Here is a 22,961-nt window from a genome sequence, read left to right on the forward strand (position 1 = left end):
TTCTCCATACTCATGCCCGGGAGCTGGATCAGGCGCTCCGAGCAGAGTCGTGGGTGCCCGGGCCGCGAGGGTGGTCGCCATGGCCCATGGAGGCGAGCAGCCAGAGCAGCTCGGGCACTAGGATCGGATCAATCGGCTTCAGGATGTGATGAACTATCCTCTCGATCATTCTGACGTTTGTCTCTGTCTCCCCAAGCTTCGCAATCATCAGATACCACGGGCCAGAACAGTCCAAACTGTCGTCGATCGGTGGCAAAAAAAAGCCCGGCCTCATTTCGATAGCCGGGCCGAAGTCAGTCGTCGACAGAGGGAGAACTGTCGACGGTTATTTGCGGCAAAACGTTCACCGCAAATTCTAATTACGAAAGGATTAATGACCGGAGAAATCTCGCGCCTTTTCCTTTCTATCAGACGATATTGACCGAATGCGGCTCAACGCTGGCTCGCACAAACCTTGAAGGGTGTATTGTCCGTTATCCTGAGGATCGTCGAGCCATGGTGATAAAGTGAGCGTTGCCGAACAGAGACGATCCGCAGCTGAATGGCGTCAATGTGTCGGCCGCAGAGCGCAGCAACCCAGCTTCCCCTGGGCTGGGACGAAGTACGTTATTTTTCGCATGCGAGCACTCGTTGCCCGTTCGCGCGATCCCGCACGCGAGGGCCCTCTGCTGCACACACAACGACCGCATTGGCATCATCGTCTCACCGATGGCAGGAAGCCGCCGTCCGCTCCGATTTTCCGGGCATCCTCGTCATCTATTTCTCATGGTACACCGTGACGTCGCGTGCGATTCAAGGCCTTTTAGCCTGACGATGCAGATGTTCTGGAGCGTGCTGGCGCGTGTCCGGAATGTGCGGGCCGGTTGATCTCCGGGCCGATAGCCGCGGTCGTATGAGGAAATGGGGCAAGTGCGGCGGGGAGGGGATGCTCTATGGAGATGCGGTGGTGTTTTTGAGAAGCGCCTGACCGCAAGGGTCTCTCTCTTTCTTGTCCTTTAAACAAGGCCGGCAGGCCGCCAAGTCCTTGCAACCGCAGGCCGCATCATATCGCAGGCTCTGCAATTCGTAGCTGCAGAGCGTGTGGGGACGTGGGTGAACCACTTCATGGAAAGCCCGGCTGTGCTGCACTTCCGAGCAGGAGTCGGCCGGCGCTCTGGAGCGTTCCCTCGTTTAGAGCTGCGTGTTGGGCAACCACGAAGCTGTCGCACATGGCGCGCGCCAGATTGCTGGTGCTATAGAGCGACGTACTTCCAGCGAGACCGCTCGCAATCCTACAGACCTCAGCGCTCTGCCGCGCGGCGTTCGTTGCGGCGAGTCGCATCAGCGTCGCCGTGCTCCGGTTTACCGCACCCTTGAGCGCTTCCTTCCACAGCTCCTCGGTGGCCTCATAGAAGAAGGAACGGGCGGAACGCAGCATGGCTTCGGCTCTGGCCATCTCCAGTTGGACATAGCCGCGCTCCGCCATCACGGGCGCTCCAGTGATCGAGGCGCGGCTTCCGGCCATGGCGACCACCTCGTCTAGCGCCGAGCGCGCAATACCGATGCCGACAATTGCATGCACCTGCGCAGCGAAAGCCACGGACGGATAACGATAGACCGGCCCGTCGAGTGTCGGCGGACCGCCGCGGATCAAGGTCCATTCCTCCGGCACAATGACATCGTTGACAACGACGTCGTGGCTGCCGGTGCCTTGCAGGCCGATGACGTCCCAATTGGGGCGGATTGTCACCTTCTCGGCCGGCATTACGGCTACACGCACAAGGTCACCGGTCGAATCGTCTTCCACAGTGATGCCAACGCCTATCAGGTCCGCGCCCGGTGAGCCGCTGGCGAATGGCCACACGCCGTTCACGACAAATCCGTCGGTGCTTCGCCTGGCGGGCTGGAGTGGGAAAACCGCACCTGCCAACACCACATCAGGTCCATTCGCGTATACCTTGCGAAGCGTGTCGTCCGGAAGAGCAGCGAGGTAGCGAGCCCCATCGCCGAAGCTGGCGACCCAACCGGCGGAGCCGTCGGCTTCAGAAATGCGCTCGATCAGGCGACAAAAATCGGCCGGCGTTCGCTCCTCACCGCCGAATCGCCTGGCCGCCATAGCCCGATAGACGCCAACGCGCTTGAAGCCCTCGATGATCTCGTCGGGAATCTTCTGCGCTCGGGCGAACTCGTCTCGACGCGCGCGGATATCGACCAGTAGCGGCGACAGATTATCCCAGGTCGCAGCCATAGCGTCGGCTTCTGCAGTGATCTTCTCTGGTGGAGCGTTCATAAACTTTCCTCGGGTGTTGAGCCGATCGACGGCGCGTGTCATTGATATGGATTGCCCGCGCATGGCGAAGCCGGCCGGATTGATACCCAGCCGGAGGGATCGTCGAAACTGTCGCAGTTGATAATCGGCTGTGATGCGATTGCAGGCGGTTGCCAGTCCAAACCGCACCCCGAGCGGATTGGCTCAAAGAAAAGGTGTTGAGGGCCAGGAAGGCTGATCGAGATGTGGCCTCGATGTTGCCATTGAGGCTGAACTGGCAAGGCAACCGATATGAGGCGGCGAGATCGATCCGCCTCTGCTGCACTATGTTTCGGACGGCTGACGGCAGCGCTCGTTTTGTCATGTCTTATCCAACGGACAGGTTGTCACAATTGGGGCTCGGCCGGCGCGAACCACGTTGTGAATACCTGACTTGGCGACCGGTACCCCAAGCCTGCGGCTCGTTTCCATATCCCCAGCAATCGACGTGCCACCAATCATGTCTGCCGGTCGTGGCTGAATCGAGCGAGATCACGTGACCCGTGCCGCGCCAGGAGGATGCTCGCGCCTCCCGTGTCTGATACCAGGCACAAGAAGTCATCAACCGAACAAGGCGGGAGGAGAACGACTGAAGTGGACCTCGGCCGCGGACCAGTCGGGCTCGGCTTGCCTGCTGGAGTTTCAGCCCCGCTGCGATCTCCTGGGACTACCAACAGCGCAATTTACCGTGGTCGCGGAGCCTGAGCGGCAGCAACGCCTGATCAGTCTGGTCGACGATGCGTTGGTTGAAGAGACTATGGACGACGTGCGATGACCGCGCGAGTCGCGATCATCAAGCTGATGTCCGCATTGGAAAAACGCACTTCAAAGGTGCACGCCGGCCGCGAAGATGCTCCTTTCCGATGCGCCACTTCGGAACTTCCAATGACAAGACCCGCCTGCGCAGAGCCACGAGTGCCTTTTAGATGGCACGTCAACGCGTCTGTCGATAGTTGACCGTCAGGCTTCACGAACTCCGGCGCGGGCATAAAAGATTGTTCTCCGCTCGAGCCGATGGTCGCCATCGTCGTGCGCGCGACAAGTTTCTGTTTATGCTGATCCAAGCTAGGCCCAAGACAGATGCAACAAGGCTGCTTTCCGACACTTGTGGTCTCCCAAATGGCTGATGCAGAGAGACGTCCGATGCCTACGCGAGTAGCTATTTTCTTTACGTCAGTCGGCTGGTTAGTCATGGCGGTCGTAATCCTGCTCTATTTGATCTTCGGCCCTGGCTGAGCCTGGTGATCATAAGCAGGACCATAGATGGCTTGCCGGATCGGGAGTGAGAGTCTGCCGGAATTGTCGCTTGTTCCGGGGGCCGAGAGCTCAGACCCTGCATGCCTCGCACCGCGATCTGCCGCTTGACCCCCCTCGGCCCGCCTCGCGCATTAAGGTGCAGGCTTGAATACTGTTGGCCGCGATATGAGTGTTTCTTGGTGCTGGCCTCGCGTTGCCAACATGAGCGCGTAGAACACAAGGAGGATTAAGAGGCCGCGCATACCATAAAGCTTCCCGAAGCTATAACAATTGTGGAGCTGATTGTACTCGGTGCAGTTGATGCAGCCGATGCACGAGCGAATTGCGCGGAACTCGACGAAGCCCTGTATCAGGCGGCAAACGACCAGCTGGCCGCGCGAAGGTGCCAGCGTCAGCTCAGCAATTCGACCCTGCCGGTGTCGAGCCGATATAGCCCCCCGACGACCTTCAGTCTGTTCTGCTCAACTGCCGCGTTGAGAATCGGCCCCGTCGATCTAAGTTTGTTGACATTATCGACTACATTTTGTCGGGTTGCTTCTGCGAACGTGTCACCTGTTTTCTGGCGAGATGCTGTTACTGCAGGCGCAAGCGCAGCGATGAGGGATGAAATGTGCCCCGGCGGCGGCTTATCGTCGTGGAGCGACTTGATCGTGGCGTCTATCGCACCGCAATGATCGTGGCCAAGTACCAGGATCAGCGGCGTATTCAGCACGGCGACCGCATATTCCATACTGGCGACCGTGTCATCGTTGGCGAAGTTGCCGGCGAGGCGGCAGACAAACAGATCACCGAGTCCGCTGCCGAAGACAAGTTCAGGCGCCACGCGAGAATCGGCGCAGCTCAGAACCGCGGCATATGGATTTTGCCCATCCACCAAAACAGAGCGCTCGCGCTTGAAATCGTCGCCTCGTGATACGCCATGGACATAACGATCGTTACCTTCCATCAGCCGCTTCAGGGCAGCATCCGGCGAGAGCAGGTTATCCGGCTTGGGCGGCGTTTTTGCTTCCTTCGCATCGACAATGTTGTTGTCAAGCCGCAGGCAAGCCGCCGAAACAGCGAACAGCAACAGCGAGCGGCGCGAAGGCGCGATCTTGGTCAGATAGGACATATTCGGATAATGGCCTGCATGCATGCATCTCACCTCATCGCGCGGCTTTGCGCCACCCGGTCGCTTCGGCTTCCGATTCGCTGCAGAGCCAGCGTTCACCGGGCTTCTTCGTCATGTCGATTTGTTCGTAACCGAATTGCCCGGGCAAGTGATAAAGTCGCTCGCCGTTGTGGCCCACGGTGCCTTTTATCAGACACTCTGACGAGGGCGGGTCCGATAGCAAAGCGGATCCGAGCAGGAGCTCCTGAGCGTCGATCGGAACCGAGCTCGCGCCGATGATGATCGTCCCCTTGTTGCGGCGACGCCAGTCCCAGGGCGCGATGAACGCCCCCGACCACAGCCCCGCATAGGCTTTGCTCGCCACAACCTCATAGATAACGTACGTATTGGCAGAAGGCGACGATAGTGCCCAGCCGGAGCGTACCATCCAGGCGTTCACGTCCTCGCCTTCGATGAAGCAACGGCCACGCGACCTGCCGTATTCATCAACTCCTGTGGTATGACAATCCCACGTTCGTCCGTTCGAATGCTTGATAAGCTCGTCGCGAGCAGCCACGCCGCAAGCCCATTTCCGGCCGTGGGCGTCGAGGCAAATCTGGTCAGTCTCAGGAGCGTCGATGCCTGAGAGCCGAAGCGTGGTTTTCTCGAGCTCGATCGTATTGCCGTCGAGGATGCGTGGAGGGCCGCTGAGCTTCGCCGCGCAGACCGGAGATGTGATGACAGCCAACAATGCGACCGTCATTACGCGGTGTTTCATTCCGACAATAGCCTTTCGTCTTGATTCATGTTCACGTGCGATCCGGCGCCGCGTTCGACGCTTAAACGCACTATGTCCGTTATCGGGCCGCATCTTTCGACGTTTGCTTTATGAAAGCTTGGCCCTCATTTCCAAGCTACGACCTGACGCTGCGTGAGGTTCAAGCGATTTCTTCCGGTGTGCGTATCGCGGTATCCTTCGAGCCTCACCGGTCTCACTCAGTGGGCGCGCACAGCACCCTCTCTCGGCCTGAGGAGGAGATCCCCATCGCTCAGCCGCCAACTCGGCATGCGGGAGAAAGCCGAGCCTCGGAACGCTGTTTCTCACGCGATTGAAGAAGAAAAGCGCCTGTGAATTGTGACAGTCGAGTGGAAGTCAGGCGTGGAGGACAGCAACCTGGCTATGCTTTGTGCCAACCTCCATCGGCACACAGAAGGCTGCCGACGGTTTCGGCGAGAGCGATGACATTTTAAGTTCTTGCCACGGAAAGACCGACGTTCGAAAGAAATCTGGTCTCGCGTCCTATCAGAGATTTGGACGAAAGGCGCCACGGAGTCCAGCTCAACGCTCGCAGCGCAACTGAATCGGTATCGTTTGCGCAAACCGCGGAAAACCAGGAGCTCTCTTGAGAGCCAGCCGGGATGGTCGGGTGGTGCCGCGGCCCCGTTCGGAGAAGGCCAGGATTTTTCATGACCCGGTCGGCGCGACTGGCGGCCGCTCTTTCGTTGTGCGCTTCCCCGTACTCACGTGTTGAGAGTTACCCAGCACGGCATGAGGGCATGCGTTTGCGCCGGGAAAATTTAAGGACAACCATGTGGAGCCGTGGCTACTTCGTATACGCACCGGCGAGGGGTAAGCCGCCCGCGTGTTCGGACGATCGCGAGTGCCGTCCTGATGCCATTCGGTGCGAGGCGTCAATCCACAACATGGGTAGGCCCATCGCGGCATCCGAGCAGGTAGCTCTGGTGTGGTATGGCCGACTCAAGCTACACATCATTCTGAGCCACCTCACTACCCAATGGAAATGAAATGGTTTCAGCCCCCCGGGAATTGCCCGTCTCTTCTTACGCGCTTGAAGTGGATGGCCGACTCAGAGCTGAATTCGCAACCAAAGACGGCGCCAGGGCAGGTGGAGCAGAACTAAAGAAGCGCTTTCCCATGCTTCAAATCCGGATCTACGATGCGCAGACGAATGCGTGCGAGGAAATCTAGCGGGCGACTCAGTCCGGTCTTCGATGCCTCGCGCACGGCTCCGGCTCCTCGTTGGGGGCACTCGAAGGACCGGTGGTCAAGCCGGGGCCGCTAACACTGCCCCATTACCCTATTAACCGGTTTCGTCGCAGCAGTCGATCCCGCGTGCCACCTCGGCCTCGGAATGGTCACGCTCTTGCGGGTGCCAGTCAGTCGCGCGATGCGCGGTTCGCACGCCGGATCGGGCTTGGGCCCGAGGCATCTGCAGGCCCAGTCCCGTGAAGAATGGCATGGAGAGCTGGTTCTCTCGCAAATGGTGTCCTTCCACTGCGTGGGGTGCGCCGAGGTCAAGCCGCCTCTCGCAAGGCGGCACGCGCCGCTGAGCTCGACTCCTCGCAGAAAGAATCGGAGGTAATCGTGCTGCCCCATTTTCTCGATGGCCGGCTGAAGGCCGCGGGAAAGCTCGCGACTGTTCAAGGTGTAAACACCGGAGAGTTTAGAGCTGATAGTCTTGCCGTTGCTCTGAGGCGTTCGGCCCTGCAGGAGCTACGGCGCGATCTTGCTCTGCGCGATCATTTACCGAGGCCTTTAGCTCCCTTCTAATCCTCCCGTTCCTTTGGCTCCATGCGAGCGAACCAGGAGCCAGGAGGAAAAGCCGCGATACGCTTGGCAAAGGAGGATTGCGGCTCCCAATCTTGTCCTTCGCTCTTCTCGAAAGTGATGACCCCGTTGTATGTAAAATAGCGGGGCCCTGGGATATTACAGTTCACCACAAGCAAAACGCGCCACAGATCACCTTTCTCGGTCGGCTTGTCATTCTGCTTCGGCAAGTAGTCCACTCCAACAGGATCAACGATAGTGCAGCTGCCCTGCCGCAGAAGATCACCGAGCCGACCTTGCATGGTCGTCACAAAGTTGAAGTTGGCCGGGTCATGCAGAAAGCCAAGATTTGCGTCCCTTTCGCCATCCTTGACTTCACTGGCGATCAACGAGAGCGCGAAGGCGCGCCAGCCCAATTCCATTGGCTTCGCATAGGTCGACGCAAGTTCAATCGTCCCGTCGAGCGCGACCTTCCAGGTGATAACGTACTCTTCGTCTGATTTATCATCCCGGTGCCTGGTCCAAGAAACAAAAACATATTCATTTTGGTCAAGTTCAGCGACGCCCCACATCCGAGGGACGAACTGTGCCACCTTCGAGACGTTGGAGATAACTTGTTCTATTGTCTCACCGTCTTGCGCTCGCCACGTTGACTTGACTCTTTCGACAAGGGGGCTGTCGTTAGCGCGAACAGTGTTGCTCGTCGCAGCCAGCCCGGCCAGGCAGATCAGGGATCGACCGAGCCAAAGCCATAGCGCGCGTCTTCCTGACGTTTTCTTCATAACCGTCGGCCTATCCGGTCTCATCCACACGTCATTCCAGAGCAGGCAACCTTCAACCTGTTATGCGCGAGCGCAAGAAGTTAGCGGCGACGCGACGGGGCGACCACTGGTTTTCCCGTGCGAGCAGGCGCTCCCCTCTATGTCACGCGCCGCTAACTTCACTGCCACCGACAGCCTCAATTTGCTGTGCTGGACATGCCCAGCAGGAGGACTGGGCAGGCAGAGGACGTGCATTCTTCGTGCCAGATAATAGACGGCAATTCGCACCGGTTTTGTGTCCTCTTTGTCGACTTTCCGACTGGCGCATGTCTCGATGTTTCCGTTCAACCTCTCCAGCACGGCTTATGCATCCCCGTCACGCACCGGATGTTCGACGGCACAGCGGAACGCCTCGGTGCCAAGTTCCTGATGAGAAGTGGCAGCACGTTTGCCGTCATTGAACCGTGTGGTTCGGTTATCGTTGCCGGAATGTGGGCTTTTGATCGCTGCCATGCCTTCGGGCACTTTCGGCCAAGGGGCCATGGCGCGTTTGGCGCTCCTTTCGCGACGTCCGGCGCTCCGGAAGTCGAGAACAGCCTCAGTCAGGCGCGCTTTGTACTCGATGGCGAACGACGGCAAGCCGATCTTCGCCGAGCATTTGGGGTGTGGCTGGCACCGCAAATCAAACGTGCTGCCCGGGTAAGTTGTAAGTTGCTGGCTTAGCCAGGTGTCTTGGCCTATTCAACACTGATCCTGTTGGTCGAGAAGGTGGCTGGATGGCGCGCGTGCTCGAAAAACCGCTGGGAAGCTGGGACTGGCGACAAATGCGTTCTGCTCGAGGCAGCGGCCCCGACCGCGCAAGCCGCATTTGTCCTTTCCACCGATCTGGCGTGCAACCCGCGGGCAACTGCGATGCTCATTGCGGTATCGCTGATTGGAGAGCACTGCTACATCATCTCAATGCTAGAGATGCACGGTCATTCGCGTAGCAGATGTCGCAGCATCAGCTTGAGACATGATCTGAGAGGTTGACGGAAGACTGCTCTTGCCGATAATCCAAGTCGTCGAGGTTCTCCGGTTTCCATTTGATCCGGAGCTAAGAGGGAAGCCGGTGAAAATGCCGGCGCTGCCCCCGCAACTGTGAGCGGCGAGCCGCTGTCCAACGACGTCACTGAAGCCTGCGCGGCTTCGGGAAGGCCGGACAGCAGCGATGACCTGCGAGCCAGGAGACCTGCCCCGACACTATATTCGTCCACGGGCGGGGTGTCCCGGTGGTGCGCCAAGCAGCCGTCGCACCGCGACTTCCCCTGCCTGCGTCCGCCATGGCCTTTGCCCCCAACATGGGTTAACGCTATGTCTCTTCTCTCCCTCCCTGTTGCCACGCTCGGAACGCCACGCATCGGTCCAAGGCGCGAGCTCAAAGTCGCTCTAGAAAGCTACTGGGCCGGAAAAAGCAGCGAACAGCAGCTGCTCGAGGACGCAGCTGGCCTGCGTGCCGCGAATTGGGCCCGTCAGAAATCTATCGGCGTCACGGTCATTCCATCGAACGATTTCTCGCTGTATGACCAGGTGCTCGACACAAGTGTCATGGTTGGCGCCATCCCGGAGATCTACGCCTCGAAAGCCGAATCCGTTTCGCTCAAGACATACTTCGCCATGGCCCGCGGTTCACAATGCGACGACCAGGAAGCGAGTTGCGGTCACGGACCGCGCGGATTTGGCGCACCCGCACAGGAGATGACCAAGTGGTTCGACACCAACTATCACTATATGGTCCCCGAGTTTCACAGGGGACAGACTTTCAGGCTATGCTCTCGCAAGCCGATCGAGGAGTATGAGGAAGCCAAGGCCCTTGGCTTTCAGACCCGCCCCGTCCTGATCGGGCCGGTCACATTCCTAAAGCTCGGCAAGAGTCCCGATCCCACGTTCCAGCCACTCTCACTGCTGGATGAACTGATACCGCCCTATATCGAGGTTATGCAGGAATTGGCCAAACGTGGGGCAAATTGGGTTCAGTTCGACGAGCCCAGCCTAGTTCTTGATCTGGATGAGGGGACGCGAAAATCTTTGCGACATGCCTATGACCGGCTCGCCAAGGAGGGGCCGGCGATCAAGATCATGGTTGCCAGCTATTTCGGCGACCTCGGCGACAATCTGGACACCGCCTTGAGCCTGCCAGTTGCCGGGCTGCACCTCGATCTGGTTCGAGCGCCACAGTTGTTGCACCAGATCATCGCTGGCGGCCGAAGTGATCTCGTCATGTCGCTCGGTGTCGTCGACGGTCGGAATGTATGGCGGTCGAATTTGTCGTCGCTGCGCCAGCGGCTCGAACCCGCGATTGCGAAGCTCGGCAAGGATCGTGTACAGATCGCCCCATCCTGCTCGCTGCTTCATGTGCCGGTCGATGTTGAACTCGAGACCGGGCTCGCTTCCGACGTCAAGAGCTGGCTTGCTTTCTCGGTCCAGAAGATGCGGGAGCTTGCGATCCTAGCGCGTGCACTCGCAGGCGACCAGAATGTTGCGTTAGCTCTTGCCGAGTCGGAAGGTGCCGCGACTGTCCGCCGGACTTCGCCGAAAATCCGTGATGCCAATGTCGCTGTCCGGATGAGAGCGATCGACCAGACCATGTGTCGGCGCGCGAGCCCATTTGCCCGTCGGGCCGAGATCCAAAGCAATCGATTCGGACTACCGGCTTTTCCTACCACGACGATCGGATCATTTCCGCAGACCACAGAGATCCGGAATGCCCGTGCGGCGCATGCGCGAGGTGCGATAAGCGACGAGCAATACGACAAGTTCCTCAAGGAGGAGACTGCGCGCGCCGTACGTTGGCAGGAGGACATCGGTCTTGACGTCCTCGTGCACGGCGAGTTTGAGCGCAATGACATGGTGCAGTACTTCGGCGAGCAACTCGCCGGCTTCGTATTTACCAAGAGCGGATGGGTGCAGTCCTACGGCTCGCGCTGCGTCAGGCCACCGATCCTGTTTGGCGATGTAGCACGGCCGAAGCCTATCACCGTGGACTGGTGGCGCTACGCGCAATCACTAACAAGGAAGCCGATGAAAGCGATGTTGACCGGACCGGTGACGATCTTGAACTGGTCCTTTGTTCGGGATGATATTCCCAGAAGCGAGGTCTGCCGCCAGATTGCGCTCGCGATCCGAGACGAAGTCCGCGATCTCGAGAATGCTGGTGCGACCATGATCCAGATCGACGAAGCTGCAGTCCGCGAAGGATTGCCGTTGCGTCGATCGGAGTGGGCGGCTTATCTCGACTGGGCCGTCGATTGCTTCCGCATCTGTTCATCGGGCGTCGCCGATCAAACGCAAATTCATACGCATATGTGCTACTCGGAGTTCAACGACATCATTGGTGCGATCGCTGCAATGGACGCGGATGTCATCTCGATCGAGACATCGCGCTCGAAAATGGAACTACTCGACGCGTTCAGGAACTACGAATATCCAAATCAGATCGGGCCGGGCGTGTACGACATCCACTCTCCACGCGTTCCCGAGACAGGCGAAATGAAGGAGCTGATGGTGTTGGCTCGGACGCGGCTGCAGGATTCGCAGCTCTGGATCAATCCAGACTGCGGCCTGAAGACGCGCAAATGGGAGGAGGTTCGGCCAGCACTAGCGAACATGGTCGCTGCCGCCCGCGAACTGCGCGCTGCATTCGATCCGCGAGGCCGTTGATCCGGGCTTCGGTCTCTTTTCGACAAAGCTGATCCGCTTGTGGTCATTTGCGCGGGAGCCTTAGGAACATAAAAAATGCCCCGCCCCGCTTAGCGGGCCGGGCGAAAGTCTGGGAGGAGCGACGCTGACGCATTCGCGCGGACTTCCATCGGCGAAGCCGCCAGTTCGATCACGGCGAGGACATTCGCCGAAAATCTGAGCCGAGTTGAAGCACAAGCTCAGCGTAGCTCAATTATGCCGTGGTATGCGACCGTATAGCCTGAGAGTTAGAATCTACACCAAGGTTTGTCGCTCATGAGCACGTCGGCACGATTACGATAGCAGCGAGGGGGCATGCCGGGCGGTCGCCGCAGGACACCAACAGCAAACTCGGTGCGCTTTCCTGCCTGGAGCCTTATGTTCGATTAGGGCGACGTAAGCCCGGCTCCATGGATCTCGCAAGCTTATCCAATGCATAAGCGGTTGCTAAATTTGAACCTTGCTTAAGGCAGTCCTTGGTCGACCGGTTCCACCCGATAGTCGGGTTTCGGCTTGGGCGCTGAGGAGCACCCTATCGGCACCGCGGCATCATCAAGCTCGTGACACCCTCCGCATGGTCCGCTCATAGATCTCAAACAGAGGTTTCTGGACCTAATTACCGGAGCGTCGCCGATGCCTATGGCCGCTCCAAGGCCAATGGGAGGGCATGCTGCACGCCGCATACACGTATGTAGGATCGCGATGAAGCGGACACGCGTCAGGAACGAGCATTATTTACGATGCGGATCCCCATAGCTTGTTGAAATCCAATTGCGCCAGAACTGGTCGTGGCGATCCACGTCCAGCGCCTTGCTGTTGGTGCTGAACGTACCCGGGACTGGCAGTGCCTCGCATTTCGCGTGCAGTGAGTAGGACCGGCTGCGGCCGGATGTCTCAGAGCGTATGGGGCGGGGCTCAAGGAGTGCTTCGCCGCACCCGCGCGGCGGCAATCGTCCGTCCTCATCGGTCGGCGGACATGAGAGGCGTCCGTTTCGCGCGATATCACTGCGCAACTGACAGACCTGCGAGGTTTACATTGTGGTGCCGGAACCAGAGCTCAGCTAGGCTCGGCCATGCTGTTTGCGCCGGTGGTCGAGGAAGCGATCACATTGCGCAGAAGCCATTTTGGGGGTGCGGCAGCCTACGTGCCCGCGAGCACCCCCATTTTCTTTCGACAGAATGAGCATGAGGTCCACTTCCTGCTGTCAAACGGCCGCGATCAATACGGCCCGTCCGTCTCGGCGCTGTGTCACGGATTGCCGGCCTTGGCGGACGACAACGCGACCGAGCTCCGTTCGGCCTCAGCTTCTTGCTCCAATTGCAGAATATGCGCTCTTAGCGCATCGGAAGTCGCTGCTGCTGTCTCGCTGAACAGCGGATCTCCATCATTCGTGAGGGCGGAAGCGATTTCGGTCCAATCCTTAGCCGAGAGAGCCTTCAGAGCGGCGGGAAAGAAATCTCGTTCTTCCCACATCATGTGGTGCCGCTCGCGTACTATAAAGTCGCGTATGATATTGCCGACGTCTTGCCGAAAGAGGTCACGATCCGCGAGGATAGCGTCAATAGCTCGCGCGAAGTGGTGCAAACGGTCGACAACTTCCTGGTGTTCAAGCGCGAGATCGCCGACGATTGCAGCTGCCTCCGGATCGCGAGACTTGAGCTTGAAAAAAATCAAGTCTTCCTGTGGATGATGGTACACCTCGGGGTAAACCTCGAAATAGCTGATAATCGCGCGAATGACCTCATAATCGGGGCGGATCCCCTTCTCAAAAATCTCCAATTCGCGTTGAAGAGCGACCAGAAGAAGATCAATGTTGCGATGCTCTCGAAGCAGAAGATCGATGATCATTGCGGTGTTCCTGGAGGCACAATCTAGGCTGGAAGCGATTTCTGCCATTTGCAAGACTGCCCAAGCCGAATTCGGTGTCCTTCGCGGGGCTGCGATTTGTCCGCGCCATTCGACGCAAAAAGTAGCGCGCTTCAATTTGAGCTGGCGTAAATCAACTTAGCTGAAGTGTTGCACAAAGCTCCTGGGCAGTCCGTCGTTACGCAGCACGACCGCACAGCGCACGAAACCACCTGATAGAGGTATTGGGCTGCCTCGTCTTCGCGGTAGATCTCGCTATTGGGAGTGAGACGCTTCGGTCTCGGAATTATGCCAAATGGTTCACGACGATGAGGTCGCCCACGCAAGACGCTGGTCGGATGGCGTCTCGTCTCGCTAGAACTGGCGGCCTGGGCGTGCATGGCGGACCCTATCTTACCAACGTCGATTCGACGCAGATTGGCTGCTCCTGACGAATTGGAAATTTGGATGTTTTCCCTAGGTAGAAGCCCCTAAGTATTTACACGTAAGTCCATGAGCGGGGCGTGTATGGGGCGGCGCGGTCACTTGGTTGCTCAAACATGCTCAAATCGGATTACGAAGCTGCATGCTGGCTTCGTCGGCCGCGCACTGCCGTACCCCTGAAGAGCTCCAGCCAGCCGAAACGTTGTCGTCCATCGCCACTTTCGGCTCGCCGCAGGAAGTCTTGTTCGGCGCCTTGACTTTGATCCTCGTCAGCATCGGTCGGCCGCGGAGGTGACGGGGCCGATGTTGACGGCATCCTGATCGATGTACGCTGGCGTGGTGACGTGCTTGATGATCATGCGATAAGTACGCATGTGGACCGAGTTGGGGTCTAGCCCGGATCATAGGTCTCGGCTCGCGTGACATATTGACCTGGCGCAACGGCCGGCCTGGGTGTGTTGCATCGGCAGGCGTCACCGAAAACATGATCGGCTCGGTGCGCGCGAAACCCGCCGTTCGTCAGCTTGATGCATGAATAAGCCATTCACGCTATTTTGCGCTGCTGCTAGAGTCCCGCGGTAATGGCGATCCGCATCAACTCGGACATGCTGCGGACATTAGTCTTGGCCATCAGGTTCGCACGGTAAACCTCGACTGTCCGCGGACTGATGCCGAGATCATGGGCTATCACTTTGTTAATCTTGCCGGCTAATAGTCCCTGCAGGACGTCGCGTTCGCGCGACGAGAGATCCGCGAGGCGGGCTTCCGCCTGCAGTTTCGCTGCGTCGGCTGGCTTTTTTGGCCGCGCTTCCAAAGCACTATTGATCGCACGCAATAGCACCTCCTCCTCGAACGGCTTCTCGATGAAGTCGACCGCACCCGCTTTCATCGCTTCGACTGCGAGCGATACGTCGCCATGACCAGTTATTAAGAGGACGGGGCAGTCGGCGCGATCGGCTTTCACTTTTCTGACGAGTTCGAGACCGCTCATAGCCGGCAGACAGATGTCTGACACAATGCAGTCAACCGGACCGCTTGCGACGTCATTGAGAAACGCGGTCGCCGTCTCATAGGTTGCTACGTAGAAACCATTAACATCAAGCAGAAACGCGAGCGAGTCCCGCATAGCGGCGTCATCGTCGATCACGAGAATGCGCCGCCCAGTCATGTGTCTTCACTAAGCTCCGCAATCGCGCGGTGAACTGAAAGATCCTGTCGCCGCCCGGATTCCTCGTGGCTCGATGATCGTCCAGCAGATCGATAGCCCCACACCCATGCCATGCGTGTTAGACGTGACAATGGGCTGGAACCGGCCGTCGCTGATGCAGAGCAGGGTAGCGAAGCTCCCCCAGTCCGCGGCCGCGGCGAAAGCGGGAAAAACGACCGGAAGGTAGATGATCGTGCCCGTGCGGTCCTGAAGATGCGGACTAACGCCCGTCGCAGCACGAGAGCCAACGCGGCGTCTGCCGCGCCAGGCCCATAGCCGTACCTGATGTGGTCCGACATGTTTCTGGCAGGCCCTCTCATTGATCAACTCTAAATTGTTTACCACGAGAGGCCACCCCGAGGCAGTCCCGGCCTCAACTCACGCCAATCTATTGCGCAGGATGGTCGCCGCTATCCGGGCCAGATGCGCCAGTGCGTCGGCTGCACGGCGACGCGTTCTCCGGTCTTTGCCTTAATCCAGCCGTCGAAGATCCGGCGGCAAGGAAAGACCACCCGGTGAATAGTGTTACCCTCGATCACGGCAATCTCCAGATCCCGATCAAAGGGCGGCGCAGTTTCGAGCCGCTCCCAGGTCAGGTCGCCACTAGATCCTGGACGGAGTTCATCGCTGCGGGCTGACAAATTCAGGCAACCTTCTGAACACTACGGACGAGATCGCTTGGTGTGCCGCGCGAACAGGCTCAACTCGGTATAACCTAGGCGGCGCGTGCTCTCGATGGGGTCGGCCGCGGCCGGGATTTTATCGGCCGTGGCGCCGTTGAACCTATCGTGCCGGGACATGATCCGCTCGCTAACCGAAATATTAGGATTGGCGCTGCGAAACAACTCCCGGGCTTCGGTCGAATCGATCTGAATCAGCTCAAGCCCGCGGCGGTTGGTATTCATCGCTGTTCTGCAGAAGTTAAACTAGACTGCGCTGCGACGATCTGGCCGGCGCCGCGACAAATGTCGCCGTAGTCTGTCATGCCGAAACATCCTCCGTTGGTGAAAATCTCCTTGTCCCACGACGTCAGCGCGGGGCGTTGGGTTGTGATGACGTCAGCCGCGCCCTTACGAGCGAAGCGGCATCCCCAATCGAGAACGGGAAGGCGCGGGAATTTTCTTGACACCATTCGGATGGGCCTAGTTGCGCTCGGCGCTGATCATCGCGCCCGTCCGCAGGTCGATGAAGTGGACGCCATCGCACGCAGCGCAGGTTATTCTGTGCAGGTCATCGGCACGCGGTTCGGGTGCGTCCGGCAGCAGTCCTTGAACTCGGTCGCCGGTATCTGGACATGAAAAGATGATGGGGCGCCAAGTCTTTCTGTCTGCCATGTGTGTGACCTTGGACTGGAAGCTCACTTCTATCAGTAGGCAGTCGCCGCAGAATTGATACAGGTCAAAAAGAGCTGATGCGCGTCCAAAACGGCCAAGCTCGAGCGGCTGCTGCGAGCCCGACAGGCCTGCGTTGGCAGGCGACATGTCTCAACTCGGGCGATCCGCCAGGGTCCCGCGTTGGTCTGCAACACGCCAGCGTGTAGCCGAGTTGATTTGAGGCGCATCCCTCGCGATGGGCCACGACAGCATCTGTCCTCAATGCTGCGATAGCCAGCAAGCAGATAGTCAATTGATCGCTCGCTTCGCATTGTCGGCAGCCTTGCCGGCGCTGATCCCAGATAATCTTTGGCGCTGAAGTCCGGAATCTTGGCCTTATCAAACGTTGGCTGCGACAAGCCTGATCATCGGCTTTGCTGTCGGGGCGGCAGGGCGGACCGTCAGAAGGTCGGGGCGGTTCGCCTCATTGGCCCGCGATCACGTGCGCGTAGTCTCGCCGTCGATAGTCCTGGCCGCCGGCACGCCTCAGAAATGCCTCTGCCCGGTCATTGGCGCAATGACCTGGTGTTTGCGGCAATGCCTCGTGAGACCACCAAATATCGCGTGTAAGGTTCGCGGCGTCTCGAGCCTCCATATTGCCAGCGGTTGAGTATGGGAGTTCAAGGTGCAAAATTGTAACGCTCCCCCGAGATCGCGATCGATAGAGATCAATAGCCGGCATCTCGGGCGTGACGGCGCATGCTGCTCTCGATCCTCTCTTCGAGACATTCCCCAATTCATCGTCACCCCAATTTGTTGGTCGAGGGCTTGAGCAGACCAGAAGACGCTGTCCCTCGGCTCAAACAGAGTGCGATCTGCAAAGCTAGACAGATAGAGATAGCGCGGCTTGCGGGACAACAGGAGCGCGCGGGCCGCGCTGCCAAAGTCTCGACTTTATCTCGACGGAGCAGCGGACAACCAAACCTCTTGGGGGTGCTGCTTGAGGCAGATCAAATACTCTTGAGGCGCCAATGGCAGGATGGTGGATAAGCAAACCCACAAGAAGAGGGGGCCATGCCTTCATTTAACGTTCGGTTCATTAAGACCGTTTGTGACGATACCGGTCACGAACATCGTGCCTGTCAGGCAGCGTTTAAGATCGATGCCGCCTCGCTAAGTGCTGCTGCACAGCAGGCGGAGACCGATTTCTGCAAGCAAAAGAGTGTCCGCGATTGGACAGTCTTCGCCGATGTGATCGAGCTTCGAACCCCGCCTGCATTGCCGCCGGCATAGGCTGGTTAGCTTGAGTTTGGCGAGAAGTCTGCGAATTGAGTTGTGGGGTCAATCTGTAATCTAAGCGTGATCCCGGACAGGGTCGTGTCGACCGTCGATTCGAGAGAACAACTGGTGATGCTTTCGTCAATTCGGCGGGCACCCTGTTGTCTCACCACACCTAAGCGGACCTCGCTGGACGGTTTGCCGCCTGCCGTTCAATGGGGTCTGCAGCGCTCCGCCAAGCATCGTACCGGCAGGGCCATCCGGATCGAAGGACCTGCTCCCACAAGTCGGTCTTGTTTGATCCAATGTCAAAAACAAGTCTGCCTCCGGCAGCTATGGCTGTTTCGAAGGGTTAGGCTTGGTTGTCCAATCTGCACACATATCCTTGACGGTTTAGACATCTCCTCAGCCGGTTACGCGCGGGCCTGTCCCAGACATCCGAACCGGCTTAGTTGAGCTCGCAGGACATCGATGCGATCGCACGTGACCTTAGTCTGTCCGTATCCGCCTTTCGAACCATGGCGCAAAGACCGGGCTCTCCTGAACTCTTGAGCAAGCGCCTCGCACTTGGCGGTGTTTCCGAGAATGCGCTTGCTGCCGCAATCGAGACTGCGATCTGCAACGCGTGTGTGGCCTGTGTCAGACCAAAGTCCGCTGCGCCGCCGACCTCGAGAGCCAACACCATGCAAGTCCGCTCAAAGACTGCCCGAACGAACAGACCCGGCGCGATCGGTCGTGAGATATCCTCCGGCTGCTCTTTCGCGATCATCTCGCTCAATCAGTTCCTCACCGAAGATCTTGACTCCTGAGCATGCCCGCATTCAAAGAAGGCCGATACAGGACAAGCCCATCGCCGCCTCGAAGTCCACGACATAGTGAAGCAGCCCTTATGTCTATATTCGCTGTTTCTGCCTACGTCTTCTTCTTTGCCGCAGCGATGGGACACGATCCGGCGTTTACGTTCTGCGTATTGCTGGCTTTCGTCGCCAGCCTGGCCGCCGCCGCCGTCGTCGTCCTCAATCGCCGCTATGAACCGCCGGCGCGACTACCCCCGGCGGAGATCAAAGTTCGGCCGAACTACAACTCGGTCCGATCAGATTCGCCTCAGCGACGGCGAGGTGGCCGCTGGATAAGGGAAATCAGTCTCAAAGGGCAAGGCGTGTTGCATCCAGACGCTCAACACAAAAGAGTGCGCTCCACCTGCTCGGGCGTATATTCGTGACAAGGGCGGCAATATTCTTAAAAACGCGGATGGTCATTATCGTGTCGATCTGACGAAGCCCCGATAAGTGGATACGTTAGCGACAATAAGGCGTGAGAAGCCTCCTGTGTTCTCGGCGATGCGGAGCACCTGAAGGAGAAGCGGGATTGCGCCATGCACCCTCAAGTGCGGCAACATCCGGAGAAAACTCGCGTAGAGTTCTTAATCGCGACTGTTGCTTCGATGTCACCAAATGTATGAACCCGCGATCTACGCTCGTGCCTGACGAGGGACGACATGTTTGATGTTTATTTGAACGGAAGGCGCGATCTTTTGGTCGTTCCGCGAGGCATTGCGATCCCCGCGGGGTTGGACGGCAATTGGAAGCGAAAGAAGCGGGCGGTGCGTTTAGTGAGCGATGCCATTCGCCAAGATGTCCAACGGCGCGGTTACCACCGACGTAGTTTGACCTCAAATCGGTCGGAGACGGCAGTTGAGACCTCGTCACAAACGTAGCCAAGGCGGCTATCTCCGCTGACCCTTTCTTCGAAACACTATGGGCAGAAAGCATGACCGAACTTATACGCTGGCGCGAGTTCCGATGAGTGCCTCTTTTTTACGGTCGTCGCTCCGAAAAAAATGTGTTACAGGCGCTCCTCTCAGAAGGAGCATTCATCGTGAAAAAAGCAACCAAGAAACGCGTTAAGCGGCGCGAGTGGACGAAGGCAGATATCAAAGAGCTCAAAGTCCATTCGAAGGCTCGGACCCCGGTCATAAAAATAGCAAAAATGACCAAACGCAGCGAAGGTGCGCTACGCCAGAAGGCCTTAAATCTCGGAATCGGACTCGGACATCAGCGGTAATTGTGAGCAACGCTGGCTAGTGGCCGGTAGGGCGGCTCGCGGGCCGCCCTCTTTGGCCATACAGACTTTGTCGCACATTAGCGTGGCCGACCCGCGCTGAGAGAAGTTTTCAGGCACGTACTGGATGCCTTCAATGTCGCGGAACGTGCTCCAGCGCTTTGATCAAGTTTCTTGGAAGGCGGTTTCGACAGCCGCTTGCGATGTATGATCGCGAGTGAAGAGATAGTCTTAGCCATAGCCCTGTCTCGAAGATAAAACCCCAAGACACTCGGCCCCGGAACGCATGCGATGGTGCCACTACGCCCAGTCCTTGGCGCGTTAGTTCGAGAAGCTGACCAGTCTCAGAGGAACTCCTGTAGGGGCCGAATCTAGCATCCGTTCGGCCAGCAGCTTCTTCAGCTTCGGCGAGGCAGTCTTGGCCGCGCTGGGCCGAACACATCGGCTGATCGCTTTAGCGAAATGGAAACAACTCGCGAATGGGGCATCCTCGAAGCTCGTGCCAGACTAAAGTTTGGGCGTAAGCGAACCTCGCCGAGCCTGTTGGCTAGCTCGAGCTCCGAGGCAATATGGCGCGCTCAACAGCAATTGAAAAAGCGCTCTGTTAGCTTGATAGGTGGCGGCGCGGCGGTTACATCCTGAACCCGTCATCACCTGAGCGCCCTCGGCGTTGTGAACGGACCACAACCACCTTCGACCGCGCTGCTTCAAAACATATTCGAAGGATGGGAGACTCATGTTAGCGAGCTCCATTTCTGACAGTCGTGCGTTTGATCTTCTGAACGCCAGAGCGGGCCCTTTCCAGGCGAAGCCTCACTGTAGCAGCCTTGGCAATGAACTCGCTTGATCGGTCAACGCCGCTTTCATCAAAAGCGAGCTCAACCAGGGCTGCCTGTCGTGGCTCCAAAGTCGGAGATGCTTGCGCGTTTTGGCCGTCAGCGACATCTGCCCGATCCGGGCATCGTCTGCGGAGGACTTATGCCGCAGCAAACCGTTTTTCTCTAGCAGCTTTGAGTGGGTTGTCACGAAGGAGGGGTCGACGAGCATCAATCGTGACACCAGGTTGACCGGTACACGCATTTCTTTGCCCAAATAGTTCACAGCCATCAGGATCGTCCACCGTGGCCGAGTGATGCCCAGCACATTTAATTTGGCAAGTTCTTCGACGCACGAATCGATCTGATCTCCCACATAAATGACCGGACAAGCTCGTCTCCGTCAGTAGAGATGCGGCCAAGCGCGCTTGCTGGATCAGGTAGATCCGGAGGCATCTTAAGTCAGGTTCCATCGTTTACAAGTCTCCTTGCGCCGATTAAGGGAGGGGCAACTCTCCAAGAGCAGGAAAATCAATTACTTGGTATAACTCGGAAGGATAGGCTGGCGAACAACAGGCTGGCCGGACTATGGAGTGTCTTGGCGGACCAAGGGCAGCATTCACGCTTGCGTCGGCAGCGATGCGCGCTGACAAGATTGCTGCACCTTGCCACGTGAGATGTCCGCGACATGGTCTGCTTCTTTGCCGAGCTCGCCGAGCCGTCCGCTCTTTTGCCGAACTTCTTTGGTGTATGCCGAGCATCAGCGAGGTTGCATGTCGCATTTACGTCTTCAATACCTCAGCAACAGGGAGCTGTGATTATACGTAATAACCTTCCCATGTGCCTTGGCGGTCTTCGGCAAACGTCTGTATAGTTCGTTCCAACCTTCCCATATCCGCAATCAATCTTCGTGTAGTTGAGCTGGCTCGTGACTTCGTTTCAACTGTCGAGTAATCGAGGACGCGATTGCGGTGTCTTTCTGTATCCAGCCGATCGATCGAACTGAACGGTTCTCAAGTCATGAGTGGCAGACAAAATTCTGGTCGTTTTAGCGCTTTGCGGCTGGCTTTCTGTCGATCAATCGAGCGAGCGCCGACAGGGTTCGCTTTTCAAGGACGAGGCGTCTGAACGATGAGCGGATGTTTTGGCCGTTCGCCTGCGGTGTGCTTTCTCCTCGGTCTTCCACGATCCGGGACGACACTCCTGGCGCATTTGCTGCAGCACCATCCAGACATTGTGGCTCCGCCTGAACCCTGGTTGATGCTGGCGGTTGAAGCATTTGGCAGGGTGGATCAGCGCCATCCGGCGGGTGGCTCGCTGATTGAGGCCGCGACCTCTGAATTCTTGGGTCGGATAGATAGCACGATCCCTAGCCGCGCTTTTGCCGATGCAGCCTATGATCAGTATCTGGCACAAGCGGGCAAGCGCATCATCCTAGACAAGACACCACGCTATTGGACGGCGCTTGAGTTTCTTGAATCTGTCTATCCAGAGGCGCCACACATCCTTCTGATGCGCAATCCCTATGCCATCGCGGCTTCACTGAAATCGACGTGGGGGGTCCCACTGCGGGCAGAAAGCTCGCATCCGGTCAGCGTCTCCAGTCTCGTCGATCTCATGCTCCGTCTGCCCGACGGCATCATAACGTCACTCGCCGATTTGGTTCTGGGCCTTCCCAAGCTCGCCGCCCACCGCACTCGCCCGCGCACACAGTTCGTGCAATACGAACTGTTCGTGGCGCATCCGGACGAGGAAATCCGGCGTCTGTTGAGGGGCCTCGGCTGTGATCCAGCGGCCGTCGCATCGGCGGGGATGAGACAAGCAGATTATCTTCGATCGAGTAGCTTCGGAGACCGAAAAATCTTGGAACGAAACGCCGTCGACCAAAGCTCTGTCAAGGCATGGCAATCTCAATTGAGCGTCGAAGAGATGCAAACCGTGACCGATCTGGTCGGCGCCGAGCTTCTGCTAGAACTCGGATATGAGCAGGAACTGGTACATGCACAGCAAGCCGGAGTCCTGGATAGGGGAGGGGAGGTAACTGAACTTTATCGTCAGGTATTCCGAACCTGGTGGGATTTGCGAAGCTCCAAGGCGGGAGCATTATCCGGCCCACCTCACGCTGGAGAGCCGGTCCACACGATGGCTGCCCAGTTGCAACAGACGCTGTTGGCGTCAGAAGCTGATCGAGCTGCGGGGCTGGATGGCATTCGCAACAGCGAAGCGGCTATCGAGATGCTGCGAGGCGAAGTCGCGCGGCTTGAGCGGATCCTCAATATCCGCTAACGGATCTGAATGCTTGCGAATAAAACACGC

At 58.1% G+C, this 22,961-nt stretch carries 17 protein-coding genes and 1 riboswitch; of the genes, 5 read left to right on the plus strand and 12 right to left on the minus strand.

Translation table 11 applies throughout. From position 1 onward, the window contains the following. Positions 1-1,102 precede the first annotated feature (1,102 nt). From I6F21_RS27610 to I6F21_RS27630, 5 genes are all read right to left on the minus strand, one after another. Positions 1,103-2,311, minus strand: coding sequence for an acyl-CoA dehydrogenase family protein (locus I6F21_RS27610; RefSeq protein WP_225183810.1), 1,209 nt, complete (start codon positions 2,309-2,311; stop codon positions 1,103-1,105). Positions 2,312-3,935: 1,624 nt separating this feature from the next. After that, a complete protein-coding gene (locus tag I6F21_RS27615) occupies positions 3,936-4,679 on the minus strand; it encodes a carbonic anhydrase (protein ID WP_225142061.1) in 744 nt (247 codons plus the stop codon). A 10-nt stretch (positions 4,680-4,689) separates the two neighbouring features. Continuing rightward, positions 4,690-5,397: a thermonuclease family protein gene (locus tag I6F21_RS27620; RefSeq protein WP_225183811.1), complete on the minus strand. Its 708-nt coding sequence runs from the start codon at positions 5,395-5,397 to the stop codon at positions 4,690-4,692. Positions 5,398-7,202: 1,805 nt separating this feature from the next. Continuing rightward, entirely contained in the window at positions 7,203-7,985 is a 783-nt protein-coding gene (locus tag I6F21_RS27625) for a nodulate formation efficiency C protein (protein ID WP_225130922.1), read from the minus strand. A 342-nt stretch (positions 7,986-8,327) separates the two neighbouring features. Further along, entirely contained in the window at positions 8,328-8,603 is a 276-nt protein-coding gene (locus I6F21_RS27630) for a hypothetical protein (RefSeq protein WP_225130920.1), read from the minus strand. 411 nt (positions 8,604-9,014) lie between these two features. Continuing rightward, a riboswitch (cobalamin riboswitch) is annotated at positions 9,015-9,218 on the plus strand. A gap of 99 nt (positions 9,219-9,317) precedes the next feature. Here I6F21_RS27630 and metE point away from each other — a divergent pair. Then, complete coding sequence (gene metE / locus I6F21_RS27635) at positions 9,318-11,663, plus strand: 5-methyltetrahydropteroyltriglutamate--homocysteine S-methyltransferase (RefSeq protein WP_225183812.1); 2,346 nt, start codon at positions 9,318-9,320, stop codon at positions 11,661-11,663. A 1,267-nt stretch (positions 11,664-12,930) separates the two neighbouring features. On the opposite strand, the gene I6F21_RS27640 is transcribed toward metE, so the two are convergent. The 5 genes from I6F21_RS27640 to I6F21_RS27655 all read right to left on the minus strand — a co-directional run bounded on the left by I6F21_RS27640 (position 12,931) and on the right by I6F21_RS27655 (position 16,659). Further along, positions 12,931-13,530, minus strand: coding sequence for a hemerythrin domain-containing protein (locus tag I6F21_RS27640; RefSeq protein WP_225130916.1), 600 nt, complete (start codon positions 13,528-13,530; stop codon positions 12,931-12,933). A 1,006-nt stretch (positions 13,531-14,536) separates the two neighbouring features. Continuing rightward, on the minus strand, positions 14,537-15,139 hold the full coding sequence (fixJ, locus tag I6F21_RS27645) for a response regulator FixJ (protein ID WP_225183813.1): 603 nt from the start codon (positions 15,137-15,139) through the stop codon (positions 14,537-14,539). Positions 15,140-15,588: 449 nt separating this feature from the next. Further along, positions 15,589-15,717: a hypothetical protein gene (locus I6F21_RS38890; protein ID WP_275945328.1), complete on the minus strand. Its 129-nt coding sequence runs from the start codon at positions 15,715-15,717 to the stop codon at positions 15,589-15,591. A 123-nt stretch (positions 15,718-15,840) separates the two neighbouring features. Next, positions 15,841-16,083, minus strand: a complete 243-nt coding sequence (locus I6F21_RS27650) for a hypothetical protein (protein ID WP_225130911.1) — start codon at positions 16,081-16,083, stop codon at positions 15,841-15,843. Between the two features lie 237 nt (positions 16,084-16,320). Next, a complete protein-coding gene (locus tag I6F21_RS27655) occupies positions 16,321-16,659 on the minus strand; it encodes a hypothetical protein (protein ID WP_225130909.1) in 339 nt (112 codons plus the stop codon). Positions 16,660-17,565: 906 nt separating this feature from the next. Here I6F21_RS27655 and I6F21_RS27660 point away from each other — a divergent pair. Further along, positions 17,566-17,784 carry a hypothetical protein gene (locus I6F21_RS27660; RefSeq protein WP_225130907.1) on the plus strand — a complete coding sequence of 73 codons (219 nt, stop codon included), beginning with the start codon at positions 17,566-17,568 and terminating at the stop codon, positions 17,782-17,784. Between the two features lie 433 nt (positions 17,785-18,217). Here I6F21_RS27660 and I6F21_RS27665 read toward each other — a convergent pair whose 3' ends face one another. Beyond that, entirely contained in the window at positions 18,218-18,547 is a 330-nt protein-coding gene (locus I6F21_RS27665; RefSeq protein ID WP_225130906.1) for a hypothetical protein, read from the minus strand. 111 nt (positions 18,548-18,658) lie between these two features. Between I6F21_RS27665 and I6F21_RS27670 the strand changes: the two genes are divergently transcribed. Together I6F21_RS27670 and I6F21_RS27675 are read left to right on the plus strand one after the other, a co-directional pair. Then, positions 18,659-18,991, plus strand: a complete 333-nt coding sequence (locus I6F21_RS27670; RefSeq protein ID WP_225130904.1) for a hypothetical protein — start codon at positions 18,659-18,661, stop codon at positions 18,989-18,991. 656 nt (positions 18,992-19,647) lie between these two features. Then, positions 19,648-19,833 (plus strand): hypothetical protein, encoded by a 186-nt coding sequence (locus I6F21_RS27675; RefSeq protein WP_225130902.1) that lies wholly within the window; start codon positions 19,648-19,650, stop codon positions 19,831-19,833. Between the two features lie 810 nt (positions 19,834-20,643). Here I6F21_RS27675 and I6F21_RS27680 read toward each other — a convergent pair. Continuing rightward, positions 20,644-21,021 (minus strand): MarR family transcriptional regulator, encoded by a 378-nt coding sequence (locus tag I6F21_RS27680; RefSeq protein ID WP_225152236.1) that lies wholly within the window; start codon positions 21,019-21,021, stop codon positions 20,644-20,646. Positions 21,022-21,776: 755 nt separating this feature from the next. Here I6F21_RS27680 and I6F21_RS27685 point away from each other — a divergent pair. Beyond that, positions 21,777-22,931, plus strand: coding sequence for a sulfotransferase (locus tag I6F21_RS27685; RefSeq protein WP_225145060.1), 1,155 nt, complete (start codon positions 21,777-21,779; stop codon positions 22,929-22,931). The last annotated feature ends 30 nt before the right edge of the window (positions 22,932-22,961 follow it).

The organism is Bradyrhizobium sp. NBAIM03 (assembly GCF_020194055.1).
GTDB lineage: Bacteria > Pseudomonadota > Alphaproteobacteria > Rhizobiales > Xanthobacteraceae > Bradyrhizobium > Bradyrhizobium yuanmingense.

Excerpts from the sequence above, each read along its gene's own strand:
- I6F21_RS27660 (WP_225130907.1), top strand. The coding sequence starts at position 17,566 with ATGCCTTCATTTAACGTTCGGTTCATTAAGACCGTTTGTGACGATACC.
- I6F21_RS27650 (WP_225130911.1), bottom strand. The coding sequence starts at position 16,083 with ATGAATACCAACCGCCGCGGGCTTGAGCTGATTCAGATCGATTCGACC.
- I6F21_RS27670 (WP_225130904.1), top strand. The coding sequence starts at position 18,659 with ATGTCTATATTCGCTGTTTCTGCCTACGTCTTCTTCTTTGCCGCAGCG.
- I6F21_RS27640 (WP_225130916.1), bottom strand. The coding sequence starts at position 13,530 with ATGATCATCGATCTTCTGCTTCGAGAGCATCGCAACATTGATCTTCTT.
- I6F21_RS27685 (WP_225145060.1), top strand. The coding sequence starts at position 21,777 with ATGAGCGGATGTTTTGGCCGTTCGCCTGCGGTGTGCTTTCTCCTCGGT.
- I6F21_RS27655 (WP_225130909.1), bottom strand. The coding sequence starts at position 16,659 with ATGTCGCCTGCCAACGCAGGCCTGTCGGGCTCGCAGCAGCCGCTCGAG.
- I6F21_RS27625 (WP_225130922.1), bottom strand. The coding sequence starts at position 7,985 with ATGAAGAAAACGTCAGGAAGACGCGCGCTATGGCTTTGGCTCGGTCGA.
- I6F21_RS27610 (WP_225183810.1), bottom strand. The coding sequence starts at position 2,311 with ATGACACGCGCCGTCGATCGGCTCAACACCCGAGGAAAGTTTATGAAC.
- I6F21_RS27620 (WP_225183811.1), bottom strand. The coding sequence starts at position 5,397 with ATGACGGTCGCATTGTTGGCTGTCATCACATCTCCGGTCTGCGCGGCG.
- fixJ (WP_225183813.1), bottom strand. The coding sequence starts at position 15,139 with ATGACTGGGCGGCGCATTCTCGTGATCGACGATGACGCCGCTATGCGG.
- I6F21_RS27615 (WP_225142061.1), bottom strand. The coding sequence starts at position 4,679 with ATGCATGCAGGCCATTATCCGAATATGTCCTATCTGACCAAGATCGCG.
- metE (WP_225183812.1), top strand. The coding sequence starts at position 9,318 with ATGTCTCTTCTCTCCCTCCCTGTTGCCACGCTCGGAACGCCACGCATC.